Origin of the sequence: Shinella sumterensis (assembly GCF_004514425.2) — a bacterium.
Taxonomy (GTDB): domain Bacteria; phylum Pseudomonadota; class Alphaproteobacteria; order Rhizobiales; family Rhizobiaceae; genus Shinella; species Shinella sumterensis.
This window is the reverse complement of the sequence record NZ_MYFN02000008.1, coordinates 205535-223897: the sequence shown is the minus strand read 5'-3', so window position 1 is coordinate 223897 and position 18363 is coordinate 205535. Positions and strand designations below refer to the sequence as shown.

13 protein-coding genes are annotated in these 18363 nt (G+C 64.6%); 11 read left to right on the top strand and 2 right to left on the bottom strand.

The genetic code is table 11. The features are described 5' to 3' along the window. Positions 1-171 (bottom strand): transposase (locus B5M41_RS16705; RefSeq protein WP_230640143.1); only part of this gene is annotated, 171 nt, incomplete at its 3' end. 288 nt (positions 172-459) lie between these two features. On the opposite strand from B5M41_RS16705, the gene bcsN reads away from it, so the two are divergent. The 6 genes from bcsN (at position 460) to B5M41_RS16675 (ending at position 11740) form a co-directional block, all read left to right on the top strand. Further along, positions 460-1419, top strand: a complete 960-nt coding sequence (bcsN, locus tag B5M41_RS16700; RefSeq protein ID WP_134649026.1) for a cellulose biosynthesis protein BcsN — start codon at positions 460-462, stop codon at positions 1417-1419. Between the two features lie 81 nt (positions 1420-1500). Next, on the top strand, positions 1501-3669 hold the full coding sequence (bcsA, locus tag B5M41_RS16695) for a UDP-forming cellulose synthase catalytic subunit (protein WP_134649025.1): 2169 nt from the start codon (positions 1501-1503) through the stop codon (positions 3667-3669). After that, positions 3666-6026, top strand: a complete 2361-nt coding sequence (locus B5M41_RS16690; protein ID WP_230640141.1) for a cellulose biosynthesis cyclic di-GMP-binding regulatory protein BcsB — start codon at positions 3666-3668, stop codon at positions 6024-6026. The genes bcsA and B5M41_RS16690 overlap by 4 nt, the downstream gene beginning before the upstream one ends. Positions 6027-6182: 156 nt before the next feature. Continuing rightward, entirely contained in the window at positions 6183-8366 is a 2184-nt protein-coding gene (locus B5M41_RS16685) for a cellulose synthase (protein WP_134649024.1), read from the top strand. A 143-nt stretch (positions 8367-8509) separates the two neighbouring features. Continuing rightward, complete coding sequence (locus B5M41_RS16680; protein ID WP_134649023.1) at positions 8510-9790, top strand: efflux RND transporter periplasmic adaptor subunit; 1281 nt, start codon at positions 8510-8512, stop codon at positions 9788-9790. Between the two features lie 9 nt (positions 9791-9799). Continuing rightward, entirely contained in the window at positions 9800-11740 is a 1941-nt protein-coding gene (locus B5M41_RS16675; protein ID WP_134649022.1) for a MacB family efflux pump subunit, read from the top strand. 13 nt (positions 11741-11753) lie between these two features. On the opposite strand, the gene B5M41_RS16670 is transcribed toward B5M41_RS16675, so the two are convergent. Next, entirely contained in the window at positions 11754-13079 is a 1326-nt protein-coding gene (locus B5M41_RS16670; RefSeq protein ID WP_134649021.1) for an MFS transporter, read from the bottom strand. Between the two features lie 265 nt (positions 13080-13344). Between B5M41_RS16670 and cyoA the strand changes: the two genes are divergently transcribed. The 5 genes from cyoA to B5M41_RS16645 all read left to right on the top strand — a co-directional run bounded on the left by cyoA (position 13345) and on the right by B5M41_RS16645 (position 18351). Next, positions 13345-14481 (top strand): ubiquinol oxidase subunit II, encoded by a 1137-nt coding sequence (cyoA, locus tag B5M41_RS16665; RefSeq protein WP_370358729.1) that lies wholly within the window; start codon positions 13345-13347, stop codon positions 14479-14481. A 101-nt stretch (positions 14482-14582) separates the two neighbouring features. Next, a complete protein-coding gene (cyoB, locus tag B5M41_RS16660; RefSeq protein ID WP_134649019.1) occupies positions 14583-16586 on the top strand; it encodes a cytochrome o ubiquinol oxidase subunit I in 2004 nt (667 codons plus the stop codon). A gap of 3 nt (positions 16587-16589) precedes the next feature. Continuing rightward, positions 16590-17210 (top strand): cytochrome o ubiquinol oxidase subunit III, encoded by a 621-nt coding sequence (gene cyoC / locus B5M41_RS16655; RefSeq protein ID WP_134649018.1) that lies wholly within the window; start codon positions 16590-16592, stop codon positions 17208-17210. After that, entirely contained in the window at positions 17207-17599 is a 393-nt protein-coding gene (gene cyoD, locus B5M41_RS16650) for a cytochrome o ubiquinol oxidase subunit IV (RefSeq protein WP_134649017.1), read from the top strand. The genes cyoC and cyoD overlap by 4 nt, the downstream gene beginning before the upstream one ends. A gap of 14 nt (positions 17600-17613) precedes the next feature. Further along, complete coding sequence (locus B5M41_RS16645) at positions 17614-18351, top strand: SURF1 family protein (protein ID WP_134649016.1); 738 nt, start codon at positions 17614-17616, stop codon at positions 18349-18351. The last annotated feature ends 12 nt before the right edge of the window (positions 18352-18363 follow it).

Here is an 18363-nt window from a genome sequence, read left to right as displayed (position 1 = left end):
GCGCCACCGATAAAGCAGATTGGGCGCGACGCCATGGCGGCGAGCGGTCGAAGATACCGTCTCGCCTGGTTCGAAACTCTGCTCAATGATCGTCAGCTTTTGCTCGGTTGTCCACCGCCTGCGGCGGACATCACCGGTCAGCAATTCAACGTGTCGATATGCGTTAGACATAAGCCTGTCCTCAAGCCTGTGCTTGAGCCTTTCTGCTTATGCCGACTGTCCGGTCGAAAGTGGGGGCAGTTCACCGACGGCACTCTCGATTTTTTGCGGGGTATAGGCGGCGATGCCGGCGGCGGCGGGCCGGTGGAGTTCTGTCGCTGCACTGGCTTGTTTCTCACAAGACGGCAAGGCGGCAACGCCTTCGATACTGTCATACGCATGAAGATGAGACTCGATCAGGCCTTCGTGACGTGAGATCTTGGGATTTCTATTTGCCGCGCAGCGAAATATGACTAGGTCATGGATGATTCGGCGGCGATTCTGTTTTTCCGTCGTGGCGGCCGGCTGCTTCGTGCGGCATCGCTGCTGACGGTGCTTGCTGCGCTGGCTGGCGCCGGTTGTGCGGCGCGTCCCGGCGCGGGTGTGGACTCGATGTCGACCACGGTGCCCGCGACGAGCGCGCTTGTGCTGCCCGCTCCGGGCACGCTTTCGATCGTCAGCGTCATCCAGCGTCAATATACCAACGCCATCGAACAGCAGATCGCGCTTTCGACGACGGCGGCCACATCCGGGCAGAATTTCATCAGCATCCAGGCCTTCGGCCCGGCGGAAACCGTGGCGCGGCCCGCGGGCGCGCTCGCTTTCAAGCCCGTGCAGCAGGGCGCGATCCGCGGGGAGATCCGCAAGTATTTTCCCGGCCGCCAGCTCGTGATCTCCACCAATTTCGTGCGCAACAGCTTCGGCCCGTTCGGCTACGCCTATGGGCTGGGCGCGGGCGACGACGGCTGCCTCTACGGATGGCAGCAGGTTCGCTCCGATGTGTCCGATCGCGACAGGCTGCGCGAACTCGGCATGCTCCAGATCCGCCTGCGCGTTTGCCAGTCGGGCGCCTCCGAGAGGGAACTGGTCGAGCTGATGTATGGCTACACGGTCGTCGGCGGGTTTGCCGGCGTCGCCTGGAACCCCTATGGCAGACCTGCCCCCGTCGACAGCCAGATCGGTGGTGGTGAACCCCTGCGGCCCGTCTTCGAGGAACCGACGACGACGGTGGCCACGCCCACCCGCAATCGCGCGGTCGTGACGCGGCGGACTGTGGCGGAAACGCCCGTGCGCAAGACGCAGACGGCCGCCGATACCAGCGGGAACGCGGTCGTCGTTCCCTCGCCGTCGGGTGGTGCTACGGTTTCCGGCGGCGAAGCGGTCGTCGTGCCGTCGCCTGTCTGCGCCACGGGCGAGGGCGGGGCGGCGAGCTGCAACTGAAGTCGGTTGAGTCCTAATTTCTCCTTAACCGTCTTGCGGGTAGTGTCTCGCGATCACGCCATGACGGCGAAGGATGGGTAAATGAGACATAGCGGTACCGTCATACTATGGGCATGTGTGTCCGCTCTCGTGATTCTCGTCATCACGCTCCCCATCAATCTCCAGACCCAGCTTGTCGCCAGCATTGCCGTCGTGACCTTCATGGCGGTGATCAAGGTCCTGCGCGCGGAAGGCATCTGGCGGCTGATCGCGCTCGCCTTCGGCACCGCCATCGTCTTGCGCTACGTCTACTGGCGCACCACCAGCACGCTGCCGCCGCTCAACCAGCTGGAAAACTTCATTCCGGGCTTCCTGCTCTATCTCGCCGAAATGTACAGCGTGATGATGCTGGCGCTCAGCCTCTTCGTGGTCGCGCTGCCGTTGCCGTCGCGCAAGGGCAGCGTCACGCCGCTTGAAAGGCTGCCCAGCGTCGATGTCTTCGTGCCGAGCTACAACGAGGACATCGGCCTTCTCGCCAATACGCTCGCTGCCGCCAAGGCGATGGACTACCCCGCCGACAAGATGACGATCTGGCTGCTGGACGACGGCGGCACGGAACAGAAGCGTAATGCGACCGCCGTCGTGGAGGCGCAGATCGCGACGGCGCGCCATGCCGAGCTGCAAGCGCTGTGCCGCGATCTCGGTGTCAACTATCTCACGCGTGCGCGCAACGAACACGCCAAGGCCGGCAACATGAACAACGGCATGCTTCATTCGAAGGGCGAGCTGATCGCCATCTTCGATGCGGACCATGCGCCGGCGCGGGATTTCCTGCGCGAGACGGTCGGTTACTTCGCCGACGATCCCAAGCTGTTCCTCGTCCAGACGCCGCACTTCTTCCTGAACCCCGACCCGCTGGAGCGCAACCTGCGCACCTTCGAGAAGATGCCCAGCGAAAACGAGATGTTCTACGGCATCATCCAGCGCGGCCTCGACAAGTGGAACGCGTCCTTCTTCTGCGGCTCGGCCGCCGTCCTCAGGCGCACCGCGCTCAACGAGGCGGGCGGCTTCAGCGGTCTTTCGATCACGGAAGACTGCGAGACGGCGCTGGCGCTGCATTCGCGCGGCTGGAACAGCGTCTATGTCGACAAGCCCCTGATCGCCGGGCTCCAGCCCGCCACCTTCGCCAGCTTCATCGGCCAGCGCAGCCGGTGGGCACAGGGCATGATGCAGATCCTGCGCTTCCGCTTCCCGCTCTTCAAGCGCGGGCTCTCGCTGCCGCAGCGCCTCTGCTACATGTCGTCCATGCTGTTCTGGCTGTTTCCGTTCCCGCGCACGATCTTCCTGTTCGCGCCGCTCTTCTACCTGTTCTTCGATCTGGAGATCTTCACCGCATCGGGCGGCGAGTTCCTTGGGTACACGCTTGCCTACATGCTCGTGAACCTGATGATGCAGAACTATCTCTACGGCTCGTTCCGCTGGCCGTGGATTTCGGAACTGTATGAATATGTGCAGAGCGTGCATCTGCTGCCGGCCGTCGTGTCGGTGATGCTCAATCCCACGAAGCCGACATTCAAGGTGACGGCGAAGGACGAGTCGATCGCTGTGGCGCGGCTGTCGGAGATCAGCCGTCCGTTCTTCGTCATCTTCGCCGTGCTGTTCATCGCCTTCCTCATGAGCATCTACCGGTTCTATGCAGAGCCCTACAAGGCGGACGTCACCTTCGTCGTCGGCGCCTGGAACCTGCTCAACCTGCTGATTGCCGGCTGTGCGCTCGGCGTCGTCTCCGAGCGCAGCGAGAAGGCGGCAAGCCGGCGCGTCACCGTCAAGCGCCGCTGTACCTTCCTTAGCGAGGGCCGCGAATATCCCGCCACGCTCGAAAACGTGTCGGCGAACGGCGCCCGCGTGCAGGTCTTCGGCCTTGAGGACGATATCGCGACCGGCGCCGAGGGCGCCCTGCGTTTCAAGCCTTATGGCGGGGAGCACGAGGAAGCGCTGCCGGTCGAAATCCGCAACACCGAGACGACCGGCAACGTCATGGTGATCGGCTGCCGGTTCACGCCGCAGGATGCCCGGCACCATTCGCTCGTCGCGGACCTCATCTTCGCCAACTCCAACCAGTGGAGCGATTTCCAGGTGTCGCGCCGTTATAATCCCGGCATCTTCCGCGGCACGCTGTGGTTCCTCGGGATCGCCGCCTATCAGACGAGCCGGGGCCTGATCTACTTCGTGCGCAGCCTGGGCGGGCGCAAGGGGGAGGCGACGTCGTGAAGTTCGCTCCAGCAGCGGTCGTGGGGCTCGGCCTGTTTCTTGCGCTCTCGGCCTCCACGACATTCGCGCAGGAGGCTGCCGTTCCCTTCGACATGTCGGGCGAGCGTGGCCCGACCGCCGACAAGAAGCCGGACGAGGGCGACAGCGGCACGACCACGCCCACGCCCACGCCCACGACGACCCAGGTGGAACAGAAGCCGGTCGTGGAGCCGCCCGCGCGGCGTTACATCGTGTCGGCCCCGTCGCTGATGCTGGAAGGCGAGGTCGCCAGCCGTTCCTTCCCGATCTACCTCACGAAGGATGAGGCGGCCGGCGCCGATGCGCTCAACCTCGGCTATTCCAACGCCGTCGTCGTCGCGCCGGAAGCCTCGCGCCTGACGATCGTGGTCAACGACGTTCCCATCGGCGAAATGCCGGTGCAATCGGCCGAAGGCACGAAGGATGTGCAACTGAAACTGCCGGCCGGCCTGCTGCGTCCCGGCGTCAATCGCGTCACGTTCAACGCGACACACCGCCACCGCACCGACTGCACCATCCGCTCGACCTACGATCTCTGGACGGCGATCGATCCCGCGCGCACGTTCCTGACCCTGCCGGACACCCCGGCGGGCCGCTTGCAGACCATGGACGATATTCCGGCGATCGGCGTCGGGCCGACCGGGCAGACGAAGTTCATCCTGGTCCTGCCGGAAATGGGCCAGCCCGCTGCCACGAACGCCCTTATGCGCCTCAGCCAGGGCCTCGCCATGATGGCGAAGATGCCCAACCAGACCTTCGATGTCGTCAATACGATGCCGGCGACGCTCGGCGCCGGCGAGCTGGCGGTCGTGATGGGCACGGCCGGCGATCTGACGCCGATCCTGCCACGCCTCCCGGCGACGGCCGGAAGCTCCGCCGTCGCGACCTTTGTCGATGCTCCCGCAGGTGACGGCAAGGTGCTTGCCGTCAGCGGTCCCGACTGGCCGTCCATCGAAAGTGCCGTGGAGGGCATCGTCTCGCCCATTGACCGGCCGCTCGGGATCATGCGCGAAGCGCTCAGCGTTCGCCAGCGCAATGCCGCCGAAATGCCGCTCGTGTACGGAGAGACCACCCTGACACTGGCCGCGCTCGGTGTGCGCACCGGCGAATTCAGCGGCCGCCGTTTCCGCACGGGCTTCGATATCGGCATTCCCTCGGATTTCTACGCCGACGCCTATGGCGAAGCGACGCTGCTGCTCGATGCGGCCTATGCGCCCGATGTGCTGCCAGGCAGCCATTTCGATGTCTACGTCAACGGCAACCTCGCCTCCACGGTGCCGTTCAACAGCCGGAACGGCGGTATTTTCCGTCACCTTCCCATTCGCGTGACGATGCGGCATCTGCGGCCCGGTCCCAACCGCATCGACATCGAGGCGATCCTCCTGACGCAGGCCGATGCGGTCTGTGCGCCGGGCGCCAGCGCCTTGCAGGAGCCGCGCTTCGCGCTGTTCGACACCTCCGAATTGCGCGTGCCGAATTTCGCCCGTATCGGGCAGATGCCCAACCTTGCCGCGCTGTCGGGAACCGCGTTCCCCTATAACGGACAGCCCGAACCGGCGGCGCTCTACCTCGACCGCCTGGATTCCGACACGCTTTCGACGGGCGCGACGTTCCTTGGCCGGCTTGCGGTATCCGGTGGCCGGGCCTTGCAGGTTCGCCCGGAATCTTCGGCGCTTGCCATCGGCGATCGCAACGCCATCCTGATCGGCACGTTGTCGCAGCTTCCGCCGCTGGTGCTCAGCCAGACGCATATCGCCGCCGAAAGTGCGTCGACCTGGGGCGCGCCGGTGACGGGCGACAATCAGCAGGCCGGCACGCAGGAGGCGATAGACCAATGGCAGTCACGCGTGCGTGGCGGGGCATGGCGCAGCCAGGTGGCGGCGTTCCAGGCCTGGCTACAGGAAACCTTCGACATCTCGTTCTCGTCGCTCCGGTTGCTGCCGGGCGAAGAGCAGGAGGTGGTGCCCGACGATAGCGCCCAGTTCCTCATCGCCCAGGGTGACAGCCCGGACCATACGGCGACATGGACCGTGCTTTCGGCGCCGACGGGCGCGAGCCTCAAGGCGGGTATGGCTGCGATGGCGCAGGATGCCCGCTGGCAGCAGCTGGATGGTTACGCGTCACTGGATGACAAGGCCTCCGACAGCCTCGACACGTGGCCGGTCAGCCGCGCCCGGTTCGTGCCGACCCAGCCGTGGAGCTTTTCGAACATGCGCCTGATCGCGGCGAACTGGCTGTCCTCCAACATCCTGTCCTATGCGCTGGCGTTTTGCGGCCTCTCGCTGCTCCTCGGCATGGCGACCTGGGGGCTTTTGCGCCGGTTCGGGCGGCAGTTGTGATCGCGCTGTTTACCGTCGGTTAACCCTACTGGGCTTTTATCGGTGCGAGTTGGCTCTTTATGACGGACACAGGACCGTGTCCGCCGTTCATGACGCATGGTGTCGTCACGGGGTAAGCCGGAGCCGGGTGTGGATAATGACCGAAGGAAATTCGGGATGAAGTCGATCCTGATGGCGCTCGTCCTCGTTTCCGCCGGCGCGGCAAGCGTCGCTGGCTTGTCATTCCGCCTGCCCGGCGATCAGCCGCAGGATGTGCTGCGCATGGCTGCGGGTGCAGACGGGCGTGGGAAGACGGAAAAGAGCCCGCGCGTGGAGCTGGCGCAAGCCGACGGAAACGCGCAGCAGGTTCCCGCCAACCAGACCACGACGACGGCGCAAACCACCCAGACGACACAGGCCGCCGAGACGACGCAGGCCAAGCCCGCGGTCGATGAAAGCGCCCTGCGCTACTTTGCCTCGCGCGGCGACACGGTACGGCTAAACGCCGAGATCGCCCGCCTGCGCGCGCTCTATCCGACCTGGACCCCGCCGGAAAATCCCCTCGCCATCCCTGAGAACGAGGACAAGCAGCTCGAGGCGATGTGGGCGCTCTACAGCCAGTCGCGTTATGCCGATGTCCGCGCGGCAATCGCCGCCCGCCAGAAGGAAGATCCGCAGTGGACACCGCCGGCCGACCTCGTCGAGCGGCTCGATATTGCTGAAAAGCGGGCGGCGCTCATCGCGGCTTCCAATGCGGGCAACAGTCAGGAAGTCGTGCGTCTCGGGGCAGAGACGCCGAGCCTCCTGACCTGCAGCGATGCCGACGTGCTCTGGCGCGTCGCCGAGGCCTTCGTGAAGGTCGATCGCGTGCCGCGCGCCAAGGATGCCTTCGGCTACATGCTCGACAACTGCACGGACGGACCGGTCCGGCTTGCGACGGTGCAGAAGGCTGCCGCCGTGCTCGGCTATGCCGACATGCAGGACCTCCTGGCGCGCGAGCGTGTCGCTGCCGACGGCACCAAGGAATTCGATCCGATCCGTCCCGATCTCGCGCGTCGTTTCGTCAGCGAAGGCGACGATGAGCCGAAGCTGACCGTCGCGTCGGAATATCTGAAGATCGTCGAGAAGCTTCTGGCGGATGACGGCCTTGCATCCGATGCGCTGCTGCTCGGCTGGTATCACCTGCGCCGCGACGAGAATGCGCTGGCCGAACCCTTCTTCCGCAAGGCGCGCTCGATCGAGGATTCCGCCTCGGCCGCCCAGGGCCTGTCGCTCATCCTGCTCGCCCGCAAGCAGCCGGCGGAGGCGGAGGACGTGATGTATGCCTGGCGCACCAGTTCCGACCAGGCGATGGAAACCTATCTCGCCGCGACCGCCAACCTGATGGCGCTCGACCCGATGCCGACCATCGATGCAAAGGTGCTCAACCGCATCGCGCAGGTGACGGTGGAGGAAAAGCACCCCGAAACCGGCGAGCAGTTCGGCTGGTACGCGCTCGCGATGGACCAGCCCCGCACGGCGGCGGAATGGTTCTCGCAGGTCCTGCGCTGGAAGGCGGACTACGAGCCCGCCGCCTATGGTCTGGGCGTGACGCGTCTTCGTCTTGAGGACAGGGCAGGGCTTGCGGCGGTGAAGCAGGCCTGGGCAAGCCGTTCGGAACGCATCGCGCGGCTGGGCGAAGCCGATACCGGCGACGATGCGGCACCCCTTCGCCGCGAGCGCGAGCAGCGCCTCGTGCAGGCCGACCGCCGCTTGCCTGAGCGCGATGTCGTGGCCGAGGAGCGCCCGGCGGTCGTCGAGGAGGTTGCCACGAGGACGCAACGCACCGTCCGTACGACGACACGCAGCACGGCGAGCGCCGATTGCCGCTCGACGCGCGATCCGGCAGGCCTTCCGCCGGCCAGCGCCCTGTCGCTGGGCTGGTGCCTCATGGAAAGGAACCGCCCCATGGAGGCCGCGCAGGCCTTCGAGGTGGCGCTGGGCGGGCAGGGCACGGTGCGCAGCGATGCGGCCTATGGCCAGAGCCTCGCTTATCTGCGTGCCGGCCTGACCAGCGATGCCGCCGTCGCCGCCACCAAGGCGAAGCTCGAACAGCGGCGTGGCGCCGAACTCCAGTCCGCCATCCTTGCAGACCGCGCCGTCGCGAGCTTCCGTGCGCAGCGTTACCGCGAGACATTGGCCTATCTCGACCAGCGCCAACAAATCCGCGCCGAGCCGGTCGACCTGATGGTCATGCGCGCCTATGCCTACAAGAATCTCGGCATGCGGGGAGACGCCTTCCGGCTCTTCGAGGCACTGGGCGAGACGGGCCGGCGGGACGCAATCCGCGCGCTGGCGGAATTGCGCGCCGAGCGTCGCTAAGCCGGCACGGCCGGGGCCATCAGGCACGCTTACAGGAAACATTACGAAAATATAATGATCCCAAAGGGTTCTCCTTTCGGGACATCGGTGTCACATCTCTTTGTAAGGGACAGGGAGGCATGGCCTCGACCATTGGAAGACGGATGAGCAAGAGCGCACGACCGAAAGAGGACTCAAGGACCGCCGAGGATGCGGGCCGGACCAATGTGACCTTTATGCCCGGCGCGGTGCCGCCGCGGCGGCGCAAACGCTCGCGGGCATGGCTGTGGCTGGGGCTTGCCGTCCTTGTCGCCGGAGCCGGCTATTACGGCTGGCGGGCCTACACACCCGCCGACACGGCAGCCGCCGTCGTCACCGAGGCTGTGGTGCGCGGCGATATCGAGAACGCCGTCACCGCCGTTGGCACGCTGGAAGCGGTCAAGTCCGTCGATGCCGGCGCGCAGGTCTCTGGCCAGCTGAAGGTGCTGCATGTCGCCATCGGCGACACGGTCGACAAGGATACGCTGCTTGCCGAGATCGACCCCGCGACCATCGAAAACCGCATGGAGATCAATCGCGCCGAACTCGCCAATCTCCAGGCCCAGCTTGAATCCAAGAAGGCGCAGCTCACCTTGAGGCAGGCCAATATAGCCCGCCAGCGCAATCTCGTGGCCGGCAGCGCCGCCGCCCAGCAGGCGCTCGACCAGGCCGTCGCCGATCTGGCGGCCGCCGAGGCCGATGTGAATGCGACCGAGGCGCAGATCCGCAAGCAGCAGGCGACCATTGCCGGCGACGACGTGGACCTCGGCTACACGAAGATCTATGCGCCCATGGCCGGCACCGTCGTTTCCAACCCGGTGAAGGAAGGCCAGACGCTGAACGCCGCCCAGTCAGCGCCCACCATCGTCACCATTGCGGACCTTTCGACCATGACGGTGCGCGCCGAGGTATCCGAGGCCGATGTCGGCCGCCTGAAGGTCGGCATGGAGGCTTATTTCACGCTGCTGGGCCAGCCCGGCAAGCGTTTCAACGGCACGCTGCGCCAGATCGAGCCGACGCCGACCGTGGAAAACAACGTCGTTCTCTACAACGCGTTGTTCGACGTGCCGAACCCCGACGGCGAGCTGATGACCTCCATGAGTGCGCAGGTCTTCTTCGTGCAGGCCGCCGCGCGCGACGTGCTGATCGTGCCGAACGGCGCGGTGAGCATGAAGCGCGCCGAAGGCGGCGGCAAGCCGCAGGCGGAAGTGACGGTCGTCAAGCCCAACGGCGCAACCGAGACCCGTTCCGTCGAAACCGGCATCCGCAACCGCGTCAGCGTCGAGATCAAGAGTGGGCTGGAAGAGGGTGAACGCGTCGTCGTGACCCCGACATCGGAAGGCGGTTCGGGCCGCGGCGGCAGGGGCGGGCAGGGTCGCGGCATGCGCATGCCGCCGATGTTCTGAGGTGCTGACATGGCACCGCTGATCTCGCTCCGGGACGTCACCAAGACCTATTTCAACGACGGTTTCGCCGTGGAGGTGCTGCACGGCGTCTCGCTGGATATCGAGGCCGGGGAATTCGTCGCCATCATCGGCCAGTCCGGTTCCGGCAAGTCGACGCTGATGAACATCCTCGGCTGTCTCGACCAGCCGACGAGCGGCGATTACCGCATCGACGGCGAGCCGGTTTCCGATATCGACAGCGACGACCTCGCGGCGCTCCGCCGCCGCACCTTCGGCTTCGTGTTCCAAAGCTATAACCTCATCCCGACGGCAAGCGCGCTGGAGAATGTCGAGGTCCCCGCGATCTATGCCGGCCTTCCGGCGCGTGACCGGCAGGAGCGGGCGGAAATGCTGCTCGGCTCGCTGAAGCTCGGCGATCGGCTGGATCATCGGCCCAACCAGCTTTCGGGCGGCCAGCAGCAGCGTGTCTCCATCGCACGCGCACTGATGAACGGCGGCCGTGTCATCCTCGCCGACGAGCCGACCGGCGCGCTCGACAGCCAGAGCGGCCAGGAGGTCATGGCGCTCTTGCGCAAGATGCACGAGGACGGCCACACGGTCATCCTGATCACCCACTCGCGCGAGGTGGCGGAAGCCGCAGACCGGTTGATCGAAATCCGCGACGGTACCATCATCTCCGACCAGGCGCGAAAGCCGCGGTCCGCGTCATCAGCCGCCGCCGGCCTGCAGAAGGCGGTGCGTGAAGGCTCAGCTGCGATCGCCGACCTCTCCGAAGCGGTCAAGATGGCGTTCCGGGCCCTGCATGCAAACCTCTTTCGCACCGTCCTCACGCTGCTCGGCATCGTGATCGGCGTTGGCTCGGTGGTGGCGATGCTGGCGATTGGCACGGGCGCGCAGAATTCGGTGCTCGACCGTATCTCGGCGATGGGATCGGACCTGCTGCTCGTGCGTCCGAGCATGGCCAATTTCCGCGGTGGCGGGAGTGCGCCGGTGACGCTCATACCGGCAGATGCCGACGCCATTCTCGAAGTGCCGAACGTCGCCTTCGCCGTGCCGGAAATGACGAGCACGGTCACCGTGCGCTACGGCAATATCGATTACCAGACGACCGCCAACGGCACGGTGCCGGCGTTTCCGCGAGCGAAATCCTGGGCCGTGGCCTCGGGTGAATTCATCAATGCCGAGGACATGAGCACCTACGCCCCGGTCGTCGTGCTGGGCCAGACGGTCGCCAGGACGCTGTTCACCAACGGCGAAAATCCGCTCGGCCAGTATGTGCTGGTCAACAAGATTCCTTTCCAGGTGATTGGCGTCATGGCGGAAATGGGCGCGACCGCCGGCGGCAACGATCAGGATGACGTGATGCTCGTGCCGCTGTCGACCGGCAGCATGCGGCTCTTCGGCCAGCGCAACGTGCGCACGATCACCGTGCAGGTGCAGGACGCCAGCGCCATCGATCAGACGCAGGACACCATTCAGGCACTGCTCGACGAGCGCCACAAGGCGCAGGATACGCAGATCACCAACATGTCCTCGGTGCGCGAGGCCTTCACCGAGACGTCGAACACCATGAAGCTGTTCCTGGGTTCGGTCGCCGCGATCTCGCTGCTCGTCGGCGGCATCGGGGTGATGAACATCATGCTGGTCAGCGTGCGCGAACGCACCCGCGAGATCGGCGTGCGCATGGCGACGGGTGCGCGTCAGCGCGATATCCTGTTGCAGTTCCTCATCGAGGCGCTGGTCGTCTCGGCGATCGGCGGCGCCATCGGTGTCGTGCTGGGCCTGTCCATCGGCGGCATTGCCCAGGCCTTCGGCATGCCGGTGAGCTTCACCGTCGGACCTGTCGCGCTGGCCTTCGCCTGCTCGTTCCTGACCGGTCTGGTCTTCGGCTACCTGCCGGCCCGCAATGCCTCGCGCCTCCAGCCGGCGGTTGCGCTGAGCACGGACTGACGCCGAACCGGCGTCAGGTGCGGTCGAGCGCCCTCGTCAGGGTGAGTGCTGCGATGGTGCAGATCGCGCCCGAGATCAGGTAGCCGCCGATGAAGATGATGCCAAAGCTGCTGGCAAGCCCGAGCGCCACCAGCGGTGCGAAGCCCGCGCCGACCAGCCAGGCGAGATCGGAGGTGAGGGCGGCGCCGGTATAGCGGTAGGGCTGCGAGAAGCGCGAGGACACCGCGCCCGAGGACTGGCCGAAGCTCAGGCCCAGGATGAAGAAGCCGATCAGGATGAAGGCATCCTGTCCCTTGCCGCCCGCATCCAGCAGGAACGGTGCGGAGAAGGAGAAGATCGCGATCAGGATCGCGCCGGCCATCAGCTGGTTGCGCCGGCCGATCCGGTCGGCGAGCACGCCCGACAGCACGATGCCGACCGCGCCGAGTGCCGCACCCGCAACCTGCACCCACAGGAACTGTGCGGCCGACTGCCCGCCCGTCAGCGTGACCCAGGAGAGCGGGAAGATAGTGACGAGGTGGAACATCGCGAAGCTTGCCAGCGGCACGAAGGCGCCGAGAACGACGTCCGTGCTGTGCTTGCTCAGCATTTCGAACACCGGTCGCGCCTGCAGCTCCTGCGCTTCCATCGCCGCGCCGAATTCCTTGCTGGCGACGATGCGCAGGCGCGCGAAGAGCGCCACAACGTTGATCGCGAAGGCCACGAAGAAGGGATAACGCCAGCCCCACGAGATGAAATCCTCCTGCGACAGCGTGCTGACGAAATAGCCGAACAGGACGCTGGCCAGCGCAAAGCCGATGGGCGCGCCGAGCTGCGGGATCATCGCGTACCAGCCGCGGCGGTTGTCCGGGGCGCTGAGGTTGAGCAGCGAGGCGAGGCCGTCCCACGCGCCGCCGAGCGCAAAGCCCTGTCCGAGACGGAAGAGCGCCAGAAGCGCCACGGCCCAATAGCCGATCGTGTCGTAACCCGGCAGGAAGGCGATGGACGCCGTCGAGCCGCCGAGGATGACGAGCGCCGTCGTCAGCTTCGTGCCGCGTCCGTAATTGCGGTCGATCCACATGAAGACGAAGGAGCCGACCGGGCGGGCGAGGAAGGCCAGCGGGAACAGCGCGAAGGACATCAGCGTCGCGACCACCGGATTGGGCGCGAAGGGGAAGATGAGCTTGGGAAAGACCAGGATGGAGCCGAGGCCGTAGACGAAGAAATCGAAGAACTCGGAGGTTCGGCCGATGACCACGCCGATGGCGACGCTGCCGGGCGACAGCGGCTTGTCGTCCTCATGCATGCGGCGCGCGTCGCGCTCCAGACCGGACGAGGTGGGATTGACGGCCGAACTCATGAACTCCTCCGTATGGATTTGCGTCATGTGGTTAGAATGTTGATCAATCGTTGGCCGATGGCAAGGACTACCTTGCAAATGAGTCACCGGGTCTGCGAATTGACAGAGGGCATTTCTATTGCGCTAGTACAATCGCGCATCGACAGATAGCCCCTTATTGACTACCCTCCTGCGACAGAATGCTGCGCTGCGACGATGGACCTCACTTCCAAAGCCGTTTGTGCCCGATTATTGCCGACTAGACAGAACGCAAGTTGAGGCCGAAATGCCGAAGCAATTCAGTTTAGCCAGTCGATTCACCGTTTTTGCCCTTATGCTCGCCACTTTGAGTGGTTGTGATCTCGTCGTCATGTCTCCATCCGGTGATATTGCGGCGCAGCAAAGGGACCTGATCGTCATCTCGACGATCCTGATGCTGGTGATCATCATTCCCGTGATTTTCCTCACGCTGTTTTTCGCCTGGCGGTACCGCCAGTCGAACACGGCCGCCAAATACGATCCGGAATGGCACCATTCCACCGGCCTGGAAGTGGTGATCTGGTCGGCGCCGCTCGCCATCATCATCGCGCTGGGCGCCATCACCTGGGTCAGCACCCACAAGCTCGATCCCTATCGTCCGCTCGACCGCATCGACGCGGCGCGGCCGGTGACGGAGGAGATGAAGCCGATCACCGTGGAGGTCGTCGCGCTCGACTGGAAATGGCTGTTCTTCTATCCGGATTACGGCATCGCCACCGTCAACGAGATGGCGGCTCCCGTCGATGTGCCGATCAACTTCAAGCTCACGGCCTCCTCGGTCATGAACTCGTTCTACATCCCCGCGCTTGCCGGCATGATCTATACGATGCCGGGCATGGAGACGAAGCTGCACGCCGTCATCAACAAGCCCGGCGAGTATGACGGCCTCTCGTCCAATTTCAGCGGCGACGGCTTCTCGCACATGCGCTTCAAGTTCCACGGCGTCGACCAGGCGGGCTTCGATGCCTGGGTCGCCCGCGTCAAGCAGAACGGAACCGCGCTCAACCGCGACGCTTACCTGAAGCTCGAAAAGCCGAGCGCGAAGGAACCCGTCCGCTACTTCGCAACCGTCGATGACGGGCTCTACGAGGCCGTGCTCAACATGTGCGTGCGCGAAGGCCAGATGTGCATGAAGGACATGATGCACATCGACATGATGGGCGGCGGCGGCAAGGACAGCCACGACAACAAGGAGCGCCTGCGCCACGACGACCGCTTCGTCAGCGAGGCCCGCCCGAAGAGCGACATCCCCGTCGAACAACTGGTCGCCTCTCTCGAGCAGGATATCTGCCGCACCGAGCCCGGCGAGGCCCTGACGCTGGATGCGGACGGCAAGCTGCCGGCGACCGAGTTCATGAAGTACAGCCCGCGCGCGACGCAGTAGCGCCCGCGCCTGCCGCAACCGGCTCCCGCGGTTCCGGCGTATCTGTAGAAACCCATGGCCTGCCAGTCCCGGGCCGCAGTCTGTAAAGTTTGGACCACCCCATGTTCGGTGACATCAGCCTCACGCAATTCATCTTCGGCCGGCTTACCTGGGAAGCGATCCCCTATCACGAGCCGATCCTTGTCGTGACCTTTGCGGTCGTGGCGCTCGGCGGCCTCGCCATCCTGGGCCTGATCACGAAGTTCAAGCTCTGGGGCTATCTCTGGAACGAATGGTTCACGAGCGTCGATCACAAGAAGATCGGCATCATGTACATCATCCTCGCCATCATCATGCTGCTGCGCGGCTTTGCCGACGCCATCATGATGCGCATCCAGCAGGCGATCGCCTTCAATGGCAACGAGGGCTACCTCAACCCGCACCACTACGACCAGATCTTCACCGCCCATGGCGTGATCATGATCTTCTTCGTGGCGATGCCCTTCGTCACCGGCTTCATGAACTATGTCGTGCCGTTGCAGATCGGCGCGCGCGACGTCTCGTTCCCGTTCCTCAACAACTTCTCCTTCTGGATGACGACGGCCGGTGCCGTCATCATCATGATGTCGCTGTTCGTGGGCGAGTTCGCCCGCACCGGCTGGCTGGCCTATCCGCCGCTGTCTGGCGCCGATTACAGTCCGGGCGTCGGTGTCGATTATTACATATGGGGCCTTCAGGTGGCGGGCGTGGGCACCACGCTGTCCGGCATCAACCTCATCGCGACCATCGTGAAGATGCGCGCGCCCGGCATGACCTTCATGAAGATGCCGATCTTCACCTGGACGTCGCTCTGCACCAACATCCTCATCGTCGCCACCTTCCCGATCCTCACCGCCACGCTCGCGCTGCTGTCGCTCGACCGCTACGTCGATACGAACTTCTTCACGAACGATCTCGGCGGCAACCCGATGATGTATATCAACCTCATCTGGATCTGGGGCCACCCGGAGGTCTATATCCTCGTCCTGCCGGCCTTCGGCATCTTCTCCGAGGTGGTCGCCACCTTCAGCGGCAAGCGCCTCTTCGGCTACGCCTCGATGGTCTACGCCACCTGCGTCATCATGATCCTGTCCTATCTCGTGTGGCTGCACCACTTCTTCACGATGGGCTCGGGCGCGTCGGTGAACGCCTTCTTCGGCATCACCACCATGATCATCTCGATCCCGACGGGGGCGAAGATGTTCAACTGGCTCTTCACCATGTATCGCGGGCGCATCCGCTACGAAGTGCCCATGCTGTGGACGATCGGCTTCATGGTGACCTTCGTCATCGGCGGCATGACGGGCGTGATGCTCGCGATTCCGCCGGCCGACTTCGTGCTGCACAACTCGCTGTTCCTGATCGCCCATTTCCACAACGTCATCATCGGCGGCGTGCTGTTCGGCCTGATGGCGGGCGTCGTCTACTGGTTCCCGAAGGCCTTCGGCTACAAGCTCGATCCCTTCTGGGGCAAGATGAGCTTCTGGTTCTGGCAGATCGGCTTCTTCTTCGCCTTCATGCCGCTCTATGTGCTCGGCCTGATGGGTGTGACGCGCCGCGTCAGCCAGTTCGAGGACCCGTCGCTGCAGATCTGGTTCATCATCGCTGCCTTCGGTGCCGCGCTGATCGCCATCGGCATCGCCTCCTTCATCATCCAGCTCGTCGTGAGCTACCTGAAGCGCGACCAGCTGCGTTGCGATACCGGCGACCCGTGGAACGGCCGTACGCTGGAGTGGTCGACGTCCTCGCCGCCGCCGGACTACAACTTCGCCTTCACGCCGGTCGTGCACGATCACGACAGCTGGTACGACATGAAGAACCGCGGCTACGAGCGTCCGCTCGAAGGCTTCAAGCCGATCCACATGCCGAAGAACACCGGCACGGGTGTCATCCTCTCCGGCATCAGCATCGTGCTGGCCTTCGCCCTGATCTGGTACATCTGGTGGCTGGCGGCCGTTGCCTTCATCGCGCTTATCGCAGTGTCGATCGCCCACACCTTCAACTACGACCGCGACTTCTTCATCCCCGCCGAGACCGTGACGGCCACGGAAGATGCGCGCACCAAACTGCTTGCAGAACGGACCTGAGCCATGAGCGCGACCCAAGTCCAAGAAACCGAAAAGCCGCAGTTCTACCTGACGGAAGACCACCACCCGGAAAACAGCACCAATCTGGGTTTCTGGCTTTACCTGATGAGCGACTGCCTCATCTTCGCCGTGCTGTTTGCCACGCACGGCGTGCTCGGCCGCAACTATGCGGCCGGCCCGTCGCCGGCGGACCTGTTCGATCTCAACCTCGTCGCCATCAACACGGCGCTGCTGCTGTTCTCCTCCATCACCTATGGCTTTGCCATGCTGCAGATGGAGCGTGGCGCCAAGATGGAAACGCTCGTCTGGCTCGGCATTACCGGCCTCTTCGGCGCGGCCTTCCTGGCGGTGGAAATCTATGAGTTCCACCATCTCATTGCCGAAGGCGCGGGGCCGACCCGCTCGGCCTTCCTGTCGTCCTTCTTCACGCTGGTGGGAACGCACGGCCTGCACGTCACCTTCGGTCTCATCTGGCTGGTCACGCTGATGGTGCAGGTGTCGAAACGCGGCCTGATCCCGGAAAACCGCCGCCGGCTGATGTGCCTGTCGATGTTCTGGCACTTCCTGGACGTCATCTGGATCGGCGTCTTCTCCTTCGTCTATCTGCTGGGAGTCCTCGGATGAGCTCGCATCACGAAAGCGCGTCTGACGTGCATCACGCCCACAGCCACGGTCATGAGGCCGCCCACGGGTCCTTCAAGAGCTACGTGACGGGCTTCATCCTGTCGGTCATTCTCACGGCCATTCCCTTCTGGCTGGTCATGGGCGGCGTGCTCGACAGCAAGCTCCTGACCGCCGTTCTCGTCATGGGTATCGGCGTCGTGCAGATCTTCGTGCACATGATCTACTTCCTGCACATGAACACGCGTTCCGAGGGCGGCTGGACGATGATGGCGCTGATCTTCACGCTCGTCATCGTCGGCATCGCCATTGCGGGTTCGCTCTGGGTCATGCATCACCTCAACACGAACATGATGCCCATGACCCATGAGATGATGAAGAACATGCCCTGACGAGCGGGACCGGCATGCAGACGCATCAGCCAAGGCCGCAGGACGGCGGGCAACCATCGCCGCGCGCCCGCAAGGTTCTCACGGCGTTCCTCGTCCTGCTCGTGGCGGTGTTCGTGGGGCTCGGCACTTGGCAGGTGCAGCGGCTCTTCTGGAAGCTCGACCTGATCGCGCGGGTGGATGCCCGGGTCCATGCCGCGCCGGTAACGGCGCCTGCGGGTCCCGTGGATGCCGCCGCGGACGAATATCGCCATGTCACAGCCATTGGTCTTTTCGAACACGACAAGACCGCGCTCGTCCAGGCCGTTACGGAGCGCGGCGCGGGCTTCTGGGTGATGACGCCGCTTCGGGCCGATGGCGCCCGGACGATCCTCATCAATCGCGGTTTCGTTCCCGCCGACCGCAGCGGCGAGGATGCACGCCTCGGCAGCGAACTGGCCGCCGGTCCGGTCACGGTGACGGGCCTGCTGCGGATCAGCGAGCCGGGCGGCGGTTTCCTGCGCGCCAATGATCCCGCGGCCGACCGCTGGTTCTCCCGCGACGTGGCCGCCATCGCTGCGGCCAAGGGGCTTGAGAATGTCGCGCCCTATTTCATCGACGCGGATGCAACGCCCAATCCGGGCGGCCTGCCGGTCGGCGGCCTGACCGTCGTCACATTCCGCAACAGCCACCTCGTCTATGCGCTGACCTGGTATGCGCTGGCGGTGATGAGCGCGTTCGCGGCGTACAGCGTCCACCGCCGCCGCTTCGTCTGAAATCCCTTGCAT